At 62.7% G+C, this 15,631-nt stretch carries 13 protein-coding genes; 5 read left to right on the top strand and 8 right to left on the bottom strand.

Features of this window, described 5'->3' with window-relative positions; translation table 11 throughout:
- The first annotated feature begins 191 nt into the window (after window positions 1-191).
- Entirely contained in the window at window positions 192-1,334 is a 1,143-nt protein-coding gene (locus AB6N07_RS13150; protein WP_370673545.1) for an iron-containing alcohol dehydrogenase, read from the top strand.
- Window positions 1,335-1,865: 531 nt separating this feature from the next.
- A complete protein-coding gene (locus AB6N07_RS13145; RefSeq protein ID WP_370673544.1) occupies window positions 1,866-2,603 on the top strand; it encodes a peptidase in 738 nt (245 codons plus the stop codon).
- 16 nt (window positions 2,604-2,619) lie between these two features.
- Here AB6N07_RS13145 and AB6N07_RS13140 read toward each other — a convergent pair whose 3' ends face one another.
- The 5 genes from AB6N07_RS13140 to AB6N07_RS13120 all read right to left on the bottom strand — a co-directional run bounded on the left by AB6N07_RS13140 (window position 2,620) and on the right by AB6N07_RS13120 (window position 7,252).
- Window positions 2,620-3,102, bottom strand: coding sequence for a DUF4149 domain-containing protein (locus tag AB6N07_RS13140; protein WP_370673543.1), 483 nt, complete (start codon window positions 3,100-3,102; stop codon window positions 2,620-2,622).
- Window positions 3,103-3,277: 175 nt separating this feature from the next.
- Entirely contained in the window at window positions 3,278-4,951 is a 1,674-nt protein-coding gene (locus AB6N07_RS13135) for an NAD+ synthase (RefSeq protein WP_370673542.1), read from the bottom strand.
- A gap of 45 nt (window positions 4,952-4,996) precedes the next feature.
- Window positions 4,997-5,539, bottom strand: coding sequence for a response regulator (locus AB6N07_RS13130; protein WP_370673541.1), 543 nt, complete (start codon window positions 5,537-5,539; stop codon window positions 4,997-4,999).
- Window positions 5,540-5,721: 182 nt separating this feature from the next.
- On the bottom strand, window positions 5,722-6,144 hold the full coding sequence (gene ndk, locus AB6N07_RS13125; RefSeq protein WP_370673540.1) for a nucleoside-diphosphate kinase: 423 nt from the start codon (window positions 6,142-6,144) through the stop codon (window positions 5,722-5,724).
- A 193-nt stretch (window positions 6,145-6,337) separates the two neighbouring features.
- Window positions 6,338-7,252 (bottom strand): hydrogen peroxide-inducible genes activator, encoded by a 915-nt coding sequence (locus tag AB6N07_RS13120; protein WP_370673539.1) that lies wholly within the window; start codon window positions 7,250-7,252, stop codon window positions 6,338-6,340.
- Window positions 7,253-7,377: 125 nt separating this feature from the next.
- Here AB6N07_RS13120 and AB6N07_RS13115 point away from each other — a divergent pair, with 125 nt between their 5' ends.
- Window positions 7,378-8,820 carry a catalase gene (locus tag AB6N07_RS13115; protein ID WP_370673538.1) on the top strand — a complete coding sequence of 481 codons (1,443 nt, stop codon included), beginning with the start codon at window positions 7,378-7,380 and terminating at the stop codon, window positions 8,818-8,820.
- 82 nt (window positions 8,821-8,902) lie between these two features.
- Here AB6N07_RS13115 and AB6N07_RS13110 read toward each other — a convergent pair whose 3' ends face one another.
- The gene (locus AB6N07_RS13110; RefSeq protein WP_370673537.1) at window positions 8,903-9,571 is read right to left on the bottom strand and encodes an invasion associated locus B family protein; all 669 of its coding nucleotides are present in this window, start codon (window positions 9,569-9,571) and stop codon (window positions 8,903-8,905) included.
- A 361-nt stretch (window positions 9,572-9,932) separates the two neighbouring features.
- On the opposite strand from AB6N07_RS13110, the gene AB6N07_RS13105 reads away from it, so the two are divergent.
- Both AB6N07_RS13105 and AB6N07_RS13100 read left to right on the top strand, forming a co-directional pair.
- Window positions 9,933-11,756 carry an extracellular solute-binding protein gene (locus AB6N07_RS13105; protein ID WP_370673536.1) on the top strand — a complete coding sequence of 608 codons (1,824 nt, stop codon included), beginning with the start codon at window positions 9,933-9,935 and terminating at the stop codon, window positions 11,754-11,756.
- 43 nt (window positions 11,757-11,799) lie between these two features.
- Window positions 11,800-13,428, top strand: coding sequence for an AMP-binding protein (locus AB6N07_RS13100; protein WP_370673535.1), 1,629 nt, complete (start codon window positions 11,800-11,802; stop codon window positions 13,426-13,428).
- Window positions 13,429-13,542: 114 nt separating this feature from the next.
- Here the strand turns inward: AB6N07_RS13100 and AB6N07_RS13095 are convergent, their stop codons facing one another.
- Together AB6N07_RS13095 and recO are read right to left on the bottom strand one after the other, a co-directional pair.
- On the bottom strand, window positions 13,543-14,694 hold the full coding sequence (locus AB6N07_RS13095; protein WP_370673534.1) for a metallophosphoesterase: 1,152 nt from the start codon (window positions 14,692-14,694) through the stop codon (window positions 13,543-13,545).
- Window positions 14,695-14,870: 176 nt separating this feature from the next.
- Window positions 14,871-15,620, bottom strand: a complete 750-nt coding sequence (recO, locus tag AB6N07_RS13090; protein ID WP_370673533.1) for a DNA repair protein RecO — start codon at window positions 15,618-15,620, stop codon at window positions 14,871-14,873.
- Window positions 15,621-15,631: the final 11 nt, after the last annotated feature.

The following is a 15,631-nucleotide window of genomic DNA, read 5'->3' as shown; positions in this document are numbered from 1 at the left end:
TAGATGGCTTGTGTTTCCAAGCCGAAAGTCTGATCTAGACATCAGGAAATAAATTTTCCGGCGTCGGTCAACCAACTGACACCACACCAGAATTCGCCATCGAGAGCCCGCCTGTCACCGCCTCCGCCAAGGAGATGGAACGGACTGCCATGTCCGGACGAGCCCTCCCTCGTTCCGACAAGGAGACAGAGATGACCGTGATGAACTTCTCCATCCCCCGCACCATCATCTATGGAGAGGGATCGCTCTCCAAGCTGGCCGACCTCAAGGGCAAGAAGGCAGCGCTGGTCACCGGCGGCAGCTCGATGAAGCGCTTCGGCTTCCTTGATCAGGCGATTGCCATCCTGAAGAAGGGCGGCATCGACTCCATCGTCATCGACGGCGTCGAGCCGAACCCATCGGTGGAGACCGTCTGGCGCGGCGCCAAGGCGATGCAGGACTTCGAGCCCGACTGGATCGTCGCCATCGGCGGCGGCTCGGCGATCGACGCCGCCAAGGTGATGTGGTGCTTCTATGAGCATCCCAACCTGACCTTCGAAGACATCATTCCGGTCGGCTCGATGCCGCCGCTCCGCACCAAGGCCCGCTTCGTCGCCATTCCCTCGACGTCCGGCACGGCCTCCGAGATCACCGCCTTCTCGGTGATCACCGATACCAAGAACCACATCAAGTATCCGATCGTCGCCGCCGACATGGTGCCGGATATCGCCATTCTCGACCCTGCCCTGCCGATGGTGATGCCGCCCACCATCACCGCCAACACCGGCATGGACGTCATGTGCCACGCCGTCGAGGCGGTCGCCTCGATCGCCGCCACCTCGTTTACCGACCCCTACGCGGTGGAAGCGATCAGGCTGGTGCTGGAGAACCTCGACAAGGCCTACACGACGCCGGGCGACAAGATGGCCCGCTTCAACATGCACAACGCCTCGGCGCTGGCCGGCATGGCCTTCACCAACGCCTCGCTCGGCCTGGTGCACTCCATGGCCCACAAGATCGGCGGCGAGTTCGGCGTCACCCACGGCCTCGCCAACGCGATCATGCTGCCCTACATCATCGACTTCAACCGGCAGTTCACCGACAAGTATGCCTACGTGGAGCACGTCCTCGGCATCGATGACCTGGCCGAGGCGATCCGCAAGCTCAACAAGCGGCTGGCCATCCCCTCCACCTTCAAGGACTGCGACGAGGTCGACTTCGACGAAGGCAAGTTCAAGAAAGTGCTGAACCGCATGAGCGAGAACGCCTTCGCCGACCCCTGCACGTTGACCAACCCCGGCACGCCCTCGGTGAACGACGTCAAGGCTCTCTATACGGCGGCCTATTACGGCTGAGATCGGTTGACCAACGCGATTTGAAGCGGGCGCGGCATCTCAAGGGTGCCGCGCCCGTTTTCCGTTTGCCGATGATAAGCCGCGAAAATTCGCCCTCCCCCGCAGTTTCCCGGATTGTCCGGCAGGTCGTCGGGAGTTAGAAATGATAATCATTTGCAACAAGGAAACGCGGACGCGAATTGCTGCCGCCGAAGCGCTTCTGGATGGTTTGTCATCGTCTCCGGGCTTTGCTTGGTTGTTCAAGGGGTGACGGTCGCTGGTCGCGCGGCGTCCGTTGTCTTCGTCGCCGCGGATCAGTCACTCCGACCTGCGACGGTGGTGCTTCGGCGGTTTCCGCCAAAACGATCGGTTCCCGCGTTGTCCGTGCGGGCGATCGCATACTTCAGGCCGGATATCCATAAGGGTATCCGGCCTTTTCTTTCACCTGTTGCGACCCGCCCCAGCGCACCGGCAGCCGTGCTCAAATGGCGCTTTGGAATCGCAAACCGATGCTCTAAACAGAACGGAATTCTGGGCGCTCGGGAGATAAAGATGACCTATTGCGTTGGCATCCTCGTCAAGGAAGGCCTGACGATGATCGCGGACACGCGCACCAACGCCGGTCTCGACAATGTTTCCCAGTACAAGAAGCTGCACATCTTCGAAAAGCCGGGCGACCGCATGATCGCGGTGGCCACCGCCGGCAATCTCGCCATCACCCAAGCCGTGCTGTCCTTCCTGAACGAAGGTATCGAGAACAAGGAAACGGGCCAGACGGAAACCATCTGGACGACGCCGTCGATGTTCAAGACAGCCCAGTTGGTCGGCCGCGCCGTGCGTGAGGTCTATCGCATCGACGGCGAAGCGCTGGAGCAGTCCAACGCCGGCTTCGAGGTGACCATGCTGGTCGGCGGTCAGGTGGCCAAGGGGCGTCTTCGCCTGTTCATGGTCTACCGCCAGGGCAATTTCATCGAAGCGACCGAAGACACGCCTTTCCTGCAAATCGGCGAGCACAAATATGGCAAGCCGGTTCTCGACCGCGCCATCACCTTTGCCTCCGACCTCGTCGAGGCGCTCAAGCTCGGTCTGATCTCGATGGATTCGACCATGCGCTCCAACCTTGGCGTCGGCATGCCGATCGATCTGGTGACCGTCAAGCGCGACGCCATCGCCCACGACGTCCTGCATCGCATCGAGCCGGGCGAACCCTATTTCCACGACCTGCGCGAACGCTGGAGCGCGGCACTGCGCGCCGCTTATCGGGCCATCCCCATTCCGCCGTACAAATAGGCTCGGTCACCCGATCTCAAAACGGCAAGTAACCGTGCGCGCCCATCACCGCGGCGAGGATAGCTGGTATTGAGACAAGGCCAATAAAGCGCTGCCGCTGCACCATGCCGGCGAACACCGCGTCGGGCTTGGTTTCAGCCCACTGATCGTTGCGTGGATGCATGTGCAACGGCCCGTAGACAAAACGCATGAACGCCTCGAATCCCCACACCAGCACCATCAGGTGCAGGTACCAGGAATGCGGATCGAGGAACCGTTCCCACATGTCCATCTCGTGCAGCAGGTAGAGGCCGGTGAGCCCCACCAGCACGATCGACCAGCGCGTCAGCTTGCCGAAGGGGTGATGCATCGCCTTGAACAGCTTATGCCGCCCCTCCGGAGGCGCGGCGCGGATGATCGCCGGATGCAGAATGAAGGTGATGAAGAATATCCCGCCGATCCAGAAGGTGACGACCAGCACATGGATGGCACGGACGACGGCGAGCAGATCGAACGGCATGGCATCCCTCCGCCGCCGAGGTTGGCGGCGAAGCGATGTTCGACTTTGGTCGTAGCGGAGGATAGTCCGGCGAACTGCGGATCTAGACCGTTTCCGTGTTCACGGAATCGGTCTAGCTTATTGAATTAACGCATTTTCTTCACGCGAACCGGCACCCACTTCGCTCGAAAATGCTTTAGCCCCTATCTCGGAACCGGTTGGTGATCGGATAGCGGCGATCGCGACCGAAGTTCTTGGTGGTGATCTTGACGCCGGGTGCTGCCTGCCGACGCTTGTATTCGGCGATATAGAGCAGGTGCTCAATGCGGCGCACCGTCGCCTCTTCGAAACCGGCGGCGATCAATTCGGCCACCGTCTTTTCTTCCTCGACGAGACCATTCAGGATGCCGTCGAGCACCGGGTAAGGCGGCAGGCTGTCCTGATCGGTCTGGTTCTCGCGCAGCTCGGCGGTCGGCGCCTTGGTGATGATGCGGTTGGGAATCACCTCGCCGGCCGGTCCCTTGAGGCCATCCGGCCGATGGGCGTTGCGCCATTCGGCCAGCGCGTAGACCTGCATCTTGTAGAGGTCCTTGATCGGATTGAAGCCACCGTTCATGTCGCCGTAGAGCGTGCAGTAGCCGACCGACATCTCGCTCTTGTTGCCGGTGGTCAGAACCATCGATCCGAACTTGTTGGATACGGCCATCAGGATGGTACCACGGGCACGCGACTGGAGATTCTCCTCGGTGGTATCCGACTTCGTCCCCTCGAACAGCGGCCCGAGCGACTTGAGGAAGCCCTCGACCGGATCGGCAATGGCAACGACATCGTAATGAACGCCGAGCAAGGCGGCGCATTGCGCCGCGTCCTCAAGGCTGTCCGCCGATGTGTAGCGATAGGGCAGCATCAGGCAGCGCACCTTGTCCGCCCCGAAGGCGTCCACGGCCATCGCCGCCACCACCGCCGAATCGATACCACCGGACAGGCCGAGCACCACACCGGGGAAGCGGTTCTTCTCGACATAATCGCGAAGGCCGACGACGCAGGCGAGCCAGTTGGCGGCGTGAACCTCCGGATAGGGCGCGACCTCCCCCGGTACGATCCGCCAGCCATCCTCGCCTTCGGCAAGCGTGACAAGCACCATCGCTTCGCGGAAGGCTGGCAAGCGGCAAGCCAACTCGCGGTCCGGGTTGAGGCCGAAGCTGGCGCCGTCGAACACCAAGTCATCCTGGCCGCCAACGGTATTGAGGTAAACCATGGGCAGGCCGCTTTCGACGACACGCGCATTGGCACTATCAAGCCGCTCGCCGAGAACGGTCCAGCGATAAGGCGAGCCATTGATGACGATCAGCAGCTCGGCGCCCGTCTCCGACAAATGCTCGACGACTTCCGGCTTCCAGATGTCCTCGCACACCGGCAGACCGAGACGGATGCCCCGGAAAACCACAGGAACCGGCAGTGGCCCGGGCACGAACACACGCTTCTCGTCGAACACCGAATAGTTGGGCAGGTCGGCCTTGTAGCGCAGAGCCGCGATGGCACCGCCATCGAGAAGAGCGATGGCGTTGTGCAACGCACCGGTCTCGCCCACCCATGGCGTACCAATCAGCACGGCAGGCCCACCGTCGGAGGTCTCGGCCGCGAATTGTTCGATCGCCCGGCGACAATCGCGCTGCACCGCCGGCTTCAGCACCAGATCCTCGGGCGTATAGCCGATAAGGTAGAGCTCAGGCAGCACGACAATATCGGCGCCGAGCCGAGCCGCCTCGGCGCGCGCCTGCCGCGCCTTGTCGAGGTTGCCGGAAATATCGCCCATGACCGGGTTGGCCTGGGCGAGAGCGAGCTTCAGGGTGCGGAAAGATTTTGTCATGATGCCCGTGATTTAGCCAGAAAGCCGGCCCCACGGCAATCAAGATCAGCGGGTCGGCTTGTTCAGAAAATGTGAACGCACGCGAATAAGTTCGCTCGGGCCATCGTGAATGACCTTCGCCGGCGGCACAGCCGGTATCAGCCGATTGCCTTGGCGCGCATAGAGTTGCCGCACTGACGACAGTTCGGCCAGCCTATCATAGAGGCGTCGCGCCGACAGCGGCTTGACGAGAACGTCGTTGGCGCCGAGTTTCACCGCCATCAGCATGCGGCGCTTGTCGGCATAGGCTGTTACCATGACCACGGCGAGGGTCGACACCCGTGCGTCGGGATGGCGGCGCAAAAGATCGAGCAGCGCAGCTCCGTTGCCTGCGGTTCCGAGATTCCAGTCGAGAAGAAGCACGTCCGGCGACTGCGTCATGACCATGCTGAGAGCCTCCGCCTCAGTCGCGGCCTGCAAAATGACGCGTACGCCGAAGGCAGTCAGCATCGTTTCCGCAAGTTTGCGGAAATAGGCGCTGTCGTCGACGACGCCAACGCGCAAAGCATCGAGACGCACATAGGTACCGTGATCCAACGGATCAATCATGAAGCGAAAAACCCTGAGACAACAACTTCCTAGAACGTCTTATCTCCCCTTCCAGACTTGAGGCTTGCCATGGAATAGAGAAAATTTGGTTTATGACGGCAATGCTTTCTGAACCATGGCCCAGATTAAAAAAGGGCGCCCCGCTAAAGGCGCCCTTTTGTTCTTAGATAGGTAGGAAAGCGTCAGCCGACGATTTCGGTCTCGGAGAACCAGTAGGCGATTTCCTGAGCGGCCGTTTCCGGCGCGTCGGAGCCATGCACCGAGTTCTCGCCCATCGACAGCGCAAACTCCTTGCGGATGGTGCCAGCGGCGGCCTTCTCTGGGTTGGTGGCGCCCATCACTTCGCGATTCTTGGCGATGGCATTCTCGCCCTCGAGCACCTGCACCACGGTCGGCGCCGACGACATGAAGTCGACGAGCTCATCGTAGAAAGGCTTGCCCTTATGGACGGCATAAAAGCCCTCAGCCTGCTTGCGGCTCATCCACACGCGCTTGGCGGCGATGACCCGCAGGCCGGCCGCCTCGAGCTTGGCGGTGATGGCACCGGTGAGGTTGCGACGGGTTGCGTCGGGCTTGATCATCGAGAAGGTACGTTCGATCGCCATTGAAATCTGCCCCTTTTATGGTTGGCGGCAAGGCCGGGTCCGGTCGCCGCCGGATCTCTGGTCAGGCCGGCTTATAGCCGTGGGATGACCATGGAGCAAGCGCGGCAAAGCCTCGAAAACCGATGGCAAGTCGACTTTCGTGTCAGGGCATGCGGCTCTGCCCCTTCCCCTCGCTATTATGACAAGGCGGGCTTCACGCCGGAATGGCGTCGGACGCCGGCTTCAGCTCGGCCGTCAGGTCGGCGATGCGTTCGCAGAGGGGAGAGAGTGGACTGCTGCGACGCCAGGCAAGACCAATGTTGCGGTGCGGTTCCGGCTCGGAGAACCGACGGAGGCGCACGCGACCGGCATCGAGCGGCGTCGCCGCCAGAAAAAGTTCCGGCAGAAGCGTGATTCCCTGCCCGGCCGCCACCAGTTGCAGAATGGTGGCCAGCGAGGTGACGCCAGCCCGCGTCAATCGCCGGGCGTCCAGGGCGCCACAGGAGGCGAGCGTCTGGTCGCGCAGGCAATGGCCGTCTTCGAGCAACAGCAGCGCTTCGGTGGGAATGTCGGCCGCCTTGTCGAAGGCGCCGAGCGACAACGGCCCCGCCGCGGGCGTCGCCAGCAGGAACGCGTCGGTGAACACCGGCCTTTCCACAAAGGACGGATCGCCCAGCGGCAGGCTGGCGATGATGAGATCGAGCCCGCCATCCTGCAATTCGCCCACCAGGGTAGCCGTGACGGTCTCTCGCACACCGACCTTCAGCGCCGGAAAGCTCTCGGCAAGGGCCAACAGCAGCTTCGGCAACAGATAGGGGCCAATCGACGGAATGATGCCGAGTCGCAGCGCGCCGGCCGTCGGATCGGCGGCGGCGCGGGCATAGGTCTCGAGGTCTCCCGCCTCGGCCAGAATGCGACGGCCACGCCTGACGATCTCTTGGCCAGTGGCCGTCAACCGGGCGCCCGTGGATATGCGCTCGACCAACTGGCAACCAAGCGCCGCCTCGAGTTCTCGAATCTGAGCCGACAATGCCGGCTGGCTGACCGATACCCGATCGGCAGCCCGGCCGAAGTGGCCCTCAGCGGCGAGCGCATCGAGATAACGCAACTGACGCAGGGTGATCTTCATAAGGAAATCCTATCAGCCCACCCGGACAAAGCAATTGGAATGATTCCAGAAAATGCCGTCATGTCGATGTCAGCAAGGCCAGATCCTCGTTTTGACACCATCGCCCCACAACAGAAAGCCCCGCCATGACTGACAGACCGATCCAGACGACCACCGCCGGCTCGCCCATCTCCGACAACCAGAATTCGCTCACCGCCGGCCCACGTGGCCCGGTGCTGATGCAGGACTGGCAACTCATCGAGAAACTGGCCCACCAGAACCGCGAGCGCATTCCCGAGCGTGTCGTCCACGCCAAGGGCTGGGGCGCTTTCGGCGAACTGACGGTCACCCACGACATCACCCGCTACACCCGCGCCCGCCTGTTCTCCGAGGTCGGCAAGAAGACGCCGCTGCTGCTGCGCTTTTCGACCGTGGCCGGTGAACTCGGCGCCGCCGACGCCGAGCGCGACGTACGCGGCTTTGCCCTGAAGTTCTACACCGAGGAAGGCAACTGGGATGTCGTCGGCAACAACACGCCGGTGTTCTTCGTCCGCGATCCGCTGAAGTTCCCCGATTTCATCCACACCCAGAAGCGGCATCCGCGCACCAACCTCCGTTCGCCCACTGCCATGTGGGATTTCTGGTCGCTGTCGCCCGAAAGCCTCCACCAGGTCACCATCCTGTTCTCCGATCGGGGCCTGCCGACCGACGTTCGTCACATCGACGGCTTCGGCTCGCACACCTATTCGTTCATCAACGAGGCCGGCGAGCGATTCTGGGTGAAATTCCATTTCAAGACGCTGCAGGGCCACCGCCATTACACCAATGCCGAGGCGGCGGAGTTGGTCGGCCGTACCCGCGAATCGACTCAGGAAGACCTGTTCGGCGCCATCGAGGCCGGCGACTATCCGCGCTGGAAGTTCTTGGTTCAGATCATGCCGGAATTGGACGCGGAGAAGACGTCCTATAATCCGTTCGACCTCACCAAGGTCTGGCCACATGCCGACTATCCGTTGATCGAGGTCGGCACCTTCGAACTCAACCGCAACGCCGACAACTATTTCGCCGAAATCGAGCAGGCCGCCTTCTCGCCGTCCAATATCGTGCCCGGCGTCGGCTTCTCGCCCGACAAGATGTTGCAGGCCCGCATCTTCTCCTATGCCGATGCCCATCGTTACCGGCTCGGCACTCATTATGAGGCGCTGCCCGTCAATGCGCCGAAATGCCCCATCCATCACTATCACAAGGACGGCGCCATGAACTTTATGCCCAACAAGCCCAATCCGGACGCCTATTACGAGCCCAACAGCTTCGGTGGCCCGCGTCAGGCACCGGAATTCCGCGAGCCACCGCTCAGGATCTCCGGCGATGCCGACCGCTACGACCACCGCGAGGGCAATGACGATTATTCGCAGGCCGCCGCGCTGTTCCGCCTGTTCGACGATGGTCAGAGGCAGCGGCTCTTCCACAACATCGCCGCCGCCATGGCTGGCGTGCCGCTTGAGATCGTCGAACGCCAGCTCAGCCATTTCGAAAGGATCGATCCGGCCTACGCGGCGGGTGTCCGGCAGGCCCTTCGCATCGGCTGAATAGGGCGGCCAAACGCCAACAAAAAAGCCCGGCCGGGAAATCCCCCGCCGGGCTTAATTTGCTTGCAGACTATCGGTTGGCTCAGGGCTTGGTGGCGTTACCGGAGGCGGCGTTCTGCGCGTCCAGCAGCTTCTGCTGAGCTTCCTTGGCCTTACGCTGCACCTCGGTGGCGAGCTGATCGCGCTGGCGCTGGAGAGCAGCCGTGTCGATCGCCGGGCCTTCGTAGGAGGAGGTGAAACCACCGAGCGAGATCGGGAAGTTCAACGCCTTCGCCTGCTGGTTCTGCGTGGTGATGATCAGGTCCTTGCCCTTCTTCATCGACGCGGTGAAATCGTCGGTGATCGGGATCTCGGCGAAGCAGGCATTGGGCATGCAGATGGTGAACTTGCCCGGCACCTGGGTGTTCTGATCGACCTGCACGCGGATGCCCGGCTGGATCAGCATGGCGACCGGCGTCTGCACCAGAAGGATCTTGCGCGTCTCGCCGTCCACCTCACGTATGCCGGCCGAGGCCAAGAACTGGCCACTGTCGGTCCGGAGCTCGCGAACCGTGAAGCAGACCTGCTTCTTGGTACGGGCGTCTTCGCCGCAGAGCTTGTTCCAGGGGTTGTCCGCACCGGCATCGGTGGCAGCACCGGCGGCGGCAGCCGCGGGCGCGGCGGTAGGCTTGTCCTGAGCCAGGGCCGCCGTCGCCGACAAGAGCAGCGCCGCAACGCAACCCAGAGTTCTAAAAGAAAAAACTGTTGCCATTCGCCCAATCCTTTGCATGCGTCGATCCGGAGGCACACATCTGTGGCGCTACCGATCGTCTGATTTCGATCGACTTGTCAACAGCGCTTCGCGCAATCCGAACCCGAGGAAGCCTGCCGAAAGTGACTTTTCTCCGCCCTGCGGCACGCGGGGCTCACCCCACCCCCCATTCGGAAGTCGCAGAACCCGATGACCGCAAATTTAGGCAACACGGTGGCTCGGCGGCAATAGAGGGAAAATCGTCGTCCGTTCATGCGGTTCGGCGGTGGACCAAGTGCCATTTGCGCCAAAAATCATCGGTCTCGGCGGAAGGACGTGTTAACCTCTGGGAAAGATTCGCTTCCACACGGAGCCCGTTTGTATGTCTGGCGTCATGACTCGCCGCGTTTTTTGTCTTGGTACCGTCGGCGCCGGCCTTCTTATGTCACTACCGGCCCGAGCAGCATCGGTGCACGGTATTGCCATGCATGGCGAGCCCGCCCTGCCCGCCGACTTCGACCATCTTCCCTATGCCGATCCCGCCGCTCCCAAAGGTGGCACGTTTGCGCTTGGCTTTCCCGGCTCGTTCGACAGCCTCAATCCCTTCATCGTCAAGGGCAACGCGCCGCGCGGCCTTTCCGACGCGCTTTACGGCAACAACGTCTGGGACACCCTTCTCTATCGCACCGCCGATGAAGCCTTCGCGCTCTACGGCCTTCTCGCCGAGGGCGTCGAGATGCCGGCCGACCGCGGCTGGGCCGAATTCACGCTCAATGCCGGCGCTACTTTTGCCGACGGCCAGCCGGTGACGGTCGATGACGTGCTGTTCACCGTCGATCTTTTGAAGAACAAGGGACGGCCGGTCTACAAGCGTCGATTCGACAAGGTGGTGTCGGTCGATCGCGTCGGTGAGCGCACCTTGCGCTTTTCCTTTGCCGACGGTGCCGACCGCGAGCTGCCACTCCTGATCGGCGGCTACACGCCCATCCTGCCCCGGCACGCGGTGGACCCCGATACCTTCGATCAATCTTCGATGAAACCGATGATGGGCTCCGGCCCCTATCAAGTGGCCAGCGTCGACGAGGGCCGGCAGGTAGTGCTGAAGCGCAACCCGAGCTATTGGGCTAGGGAATTGCCCATTAAGCGCGGCCTCGACAATTTCGACGAGATCCGCATCGAGTATTTCAAGGACAGCACCGCCTATTTCGAGGCCTTCAAGTCCGGCGCCTTCGACGTCAACATCGACAACGATCCCGGCCACTGGGCCAAGGCCTACGACTTCCCGGCGGTCAAGGACGGCCGTGTCGTCATGGAGAAGGTTCGGAACGGTTCGCCCAAGGGCATGACCGGGTTCGTCTTCAACACGCGGCGAGAGTTCTTCAAGGACGCCCGTGTCCGCGAGGCGCTGACGTTGCTGTTCGACTTCGAAGCCATCAATCGCACGCTCTACTATGGCGCCTACGCCCGCAGCGGTTCCTATTTCGAGGGATCCAGCCTGTCGGCGATCGGTGTTGCCGCTTCCGACGCCGAAAAGGCCTTGCTCGCCCCGTTTGAGGACCAGGTGAGGCCGGACGTCATGGCCGGCACCTATGCGCCGCCGGTCAGCGACGGTTCGGGCCGCGACCGCAAGGCGCTACGTGCGGCCCTCGACCTCCTCGGACAGGTTGGCTGGAAACTCGACGGTCGTCAGTTGGTCGATGCGAACGGTAAGCCCTTTGCCTTCGAGTTCATGGCCAAAGTGCCCGACGAGGAGCGCCTCGCCCTCTCCTATCAGGCGACGCTCAAGCTGATTGGCATCGACATGTCGGTGCGGCTCGTCGACTCGACGCAATATTACGACCGCCAGAAAAGCTTCGACTTCGACATGCTGCAAATGCTCTGGATGGCGTCGCTGTCGCCCGGCAACGAACAGGTGAATCGCTGGTCGCAGAAGGCGGCGGTCACCGAGGGCACCTTCAACTATGCCGGCGCATCGAGCCCAGCCATCGATGCCATGATCGACGCGTTGCTCGCCGCCACCGGACAGACGGAGTTCGAAACCGCCGTGCGTGCGCTCGACCGCGTGTTGATCTCCGGTCTCTACTGCGTCCCGCTATTCCACCTGCCCGAAGATCTGGTCGCTCGCTGGACACGCATCCACCGGCCGGACGCGACGGCGCTAACCGGCATTCAACCGTCCGCCTGGTGGGCGGACGTCAAGTCCTAACGCCCAAAAGTCCTGAAATCCGGGGCCAACAGGGAAACGAGCGATGATCCTGACGTCCGAACAACGAACCGAAGCCTACGTCGCATCCGGCGCGTGGAACAACGTCACGCTCTGCGATTTGCTGCATCGCTCCGCCGCTGTCGCGCCCGAGACGATCGCCTTCGAGGATGTCGGCGTTGGCGCCGTGCCAGGCCTCTCCGCCCGCTACGGCTTCGCCGACGCTGAAAAGCGCGTCAATGGCCTCGCCGCCTTCTTCGCCGCCGTCGGCCTTCGGCCGGACATGGTGCTCGGCATCCACCTGCCACCCTGCGCCGACGCCGCCATCATCCTGTTCGCTGCGCTGAAAGCCGGCCTCGTTGTGGCGCCGCTCCCCATTTACTGGACCAAGTCGGAAATCGAGGCGGCCATCGAATCGGCGTCGATCAAGGCCATGGTCACCGCCTCCGAGATCGAGGACGAGCCGTCGGGCGAACTGGTGCGCGACGTCGCCGCCGATACCTTCGCCATCCGCTTCGTCTTTGCCGTCGGCGACGGCCAGCCAGACGGCCTGATCGATCTTTCCGAAGTGCTCGCCGATGTCGAGGCGCTGGGCGAGCCCCCTGAGGTGGTGCGGCGCGGCGCGGCGGCCGATCATATCGCCCTGCTCTCCATGGCGCGGACGCCCGACGACGAACTGCTGATCGTTCCCTACAGCCACAACCAGCTCATGGCAATCGCCACCGGCCATTTGATCGAGGCCGGCGTTGCCGCGTCCGAGACCGTTCTCTCCACCATGCACCCGGCCAGTCTTGCCTCGGTGGCCGGCTCGATTGCCTCGGCGCTGATTTCAGGCGGCCACGTCGCCTTCCATCACGGCACCTCGCTTGCCGGCCTCGCCGCCGCTGTGGAGAGCACCGGCGCCGACCGCGTCGTACTGCCGGAAGTCATGGTCGCCCCGCTCGCCGCCAGTCTCGACCGCTCCGTTGCCTTTTCGGCGGTGGTCAGTGGGCTCGGCCTCGCACCGGCTCCGGCGGCTCGCACGGTCGACCTTGTTACGCTCGGCGGTCTCTGCCTCATCCCGCGTGCGCGCGACGTCGCAGGCGGCGCCTTGGCGTTGCCATCCGGGGAGGCGCGCATGGGCGGCCTCGATACCACCCCGGTGCTGTTCGAGGCGAGGATCAAGACCAAGGCCGCCGCCCGTAACCGCAAGACCGAGAGCGGCGAACTGCTGCTTGGTGGCGCCGCCATCCCAGACGCGCCCTGGCCCGAGCCGCAGTCTGGTCGTCGCAGCGCCCTGCTCGGCGTCACCTCCGACGGTTTCCTGCGCACCGGCCTTGCCGCCGAGGAACACGATGGACGACTGGTGATCGCCGGCACACTCGGCGAGACCATCGGCATCGCCGGCATCACCGTGTCGCCCAAACGGCTTGACGCGCTGTTCCGCAGCCATCCCGGCGTCGAGGATGCCGCCGTGTTTCCGATCGAGGCCGGTCCAATCGGCCATCGTCTCGGCTTGGCCGTAGTGCCAAAGGCCGGAGAGCGTCCGTCGCTGACCGAGCTGCTGATCTGGCTCGATGGCGAGGAGGCCGGCAAGCTCGACCGTCCGGCCGCGTTGGTTTCGGTGTCGGAAATCCCGCGCAATGCCGACGGTTCGGTGCGCCGCGAGGCGCTGTTTCTTCAAGCCGTAGCGTAGATCTAGCGAGTAACTGTCTCGCCCTCATAAGAATGACAAACACAGGCGAGGATGAAATATCCCCGCCTGTGTTTTTGTCTATTTCCAGTCAGCCTAGTTCCAGCCAATTACAGTTTACTTGGTAAGCTGTGGCGGGAAATCCACGGTGAAGTCCGAATAGTTCGGCGCGACACCGAAGCTCGCCTCTCCGTTGCGACCGGCATATTTGTCGACCAGCGTCGAGTAAGTGTAATAGTGCAGCTTCTTGGCATCGGTATCGAACTCGATGAAGCGCAGCCAGCCGGCACCGCCATTGGCCGAATCCGGCTTTCCGTCCGGCCCGATGGTGTTGCCCTGATAGTCCTGTACCGACTGGTAGACCGGATAGCCGGCGTCGTTGGTATCGACACGCAGGTTTTCGCCTTGCGAGACGCCGGCAACCGTCGATGTCCAGTCGTGACCGGCCAGCACCATGAAGATCTGCGGCGTCTTGCGGATGAACTTCTCCCAGACGTCATCCGGGGGCAGGTTGGCGGCACCGTCGAAATAGGACTTGTAGTCGTTGGAGCGGGCAGTCTCGCCGGTGAAGTTGGGGTCGAGCCATTCGTGGGTGGTGACGATGGTCGGCAGTCCCTCGTTGGCGGCGATCACCTGCTTGGCCCAATCGAGGGCGGCTGGCGTCGGCTCCATCTCCAGGCCCAGATGCAGATACTTGCGCCCGCCGGCCTCGAACACCTGATAGCTGTCCATGCCGTTGTTGTTGCTGCCGCCGTACCAGGCCTTGCTGGCGAAATGGCGCGATGCCGGGCCGAAATAGGCGTTCCACAGCGTGCCGCCACGAAGTGGTCGGCTGGCACCCGGACCATTCGGGGTCGTGTACCAGGAATAGTTGTCATAGTCGTGGTTACCCGGCACCATGCCAAACGGGATATCGGACGAGCTCAGCACCGACACGGCGAGGTTGGCGTAGTCCCATTCGGTCCGCGTGTCCCAGAGCGTATATTGGCCGATGATACCGGTGCGGAACTGGCCATCACCATGTTGGACGATGTCGCCAACGAAGGTGACAAAGGCGAGATTCTTCTCCTTCTTACTGTCGACCAGATATTGCATCTGCTGGATGAGGGCGTTGACGCCGCGCGGCTGCGGCAACGTCACGTCGTTGTAGTTCTGCGTGTCGGACACCACGGCGATAGTGAACTTATCAGCACTGGCGGGAAAAATGCTGGCTGCGAGCGTCATGCCGAAGACGGCGATGGCTAATTCCGTGCGCAAACGAGCTTTCATGACTTGCTCCTGAAGAAAGGTTCAAGCGACGACTGCGAAAATAGGATGTCGATGCCCCGCCCGGCGGGAACCCTGCTACTAAGAGCAACCAACAAAACAGTCCGGCCGGGCAGACGAGACCGTGATAGCCGGCGATGGCGAACCGGCAGTGACCGTTGCGTGAAGATTGAATGGCTCTACGGCACGAGGCTTTGGTGCGCTCGCTGCTCGGCTTCCAGCTTGCCGATCATCTGGGCTCGCGCCGGCGGCAAGTCGATCGCCCTGGGTCCGGCGACATGCCGATCGAGGAAAAAACCGGTGAGCTTCAGCGCCGCCGCGACGTCGACTGCGTCGGGGCTCTGATCCGCCCCCGGCAGCAGGAAGGCCGGAAGCCTCAAGAGACGGTCGGCATAGGGCGCCCCGGCATCGCCGCACACCGCCCGCGCCGACTTGGGGCTGACGAAGCGGAGATCATCGGTCCGGCCCGTGGCGGCGCAGCATGACAGATCGAGCCCGAAGCCCAGCTCTTCGAGCAACATCATCTCGAAGCGGGCAACCAGAGCCGCCGATTGCAGGACGCCGTCGAGATGGTCGAGCAGCGAGATCGCCGCCCGGTAGAGACCGGAATGCGCCTCCCGCTCGGCCAGCAGCCTCAGATGGCCAGCGACGATCTGCACGCCGAACACACCAGCGGCGCTCTCCATCAGCCGCGCGGCGCGGGCCTCCGATAGCTCAACGGAAAACAAGCCGAGGTGCGTCTCTAGCCGTGCCCGCCAGGTGACCAGCAACGAATTGCCAGCCTGCAGCACCGGCTGCAGACGCCGGGAGCGAGCACCTTTGACGAGACCGAGATGGCGACCATAATCGGGCGTCATCACTTCGATCACCGCACTGGTTTCCCCGTGCGGGCGAAGGCCGATCAGCAGCGCGTCCGACACCCATTCCATCGACGATGTTT

Origin of the sequence: Pleomorphomonas sp. PLEO (assembly GCF_041320595.1) — a bacterium.
Taxonomy (GTDB): domain Bacteria; phylum Pseudomonadota; class Alphaproteobacteria; order Rhizobiales; family Pleomorphomonadaceae; genus Pleomorphomonas.
The sequence above is the reverse complement of the archived record's forward strand: the minus strand, read 5'-3'. Positions and strand labels throughout refer to the sequence as shown.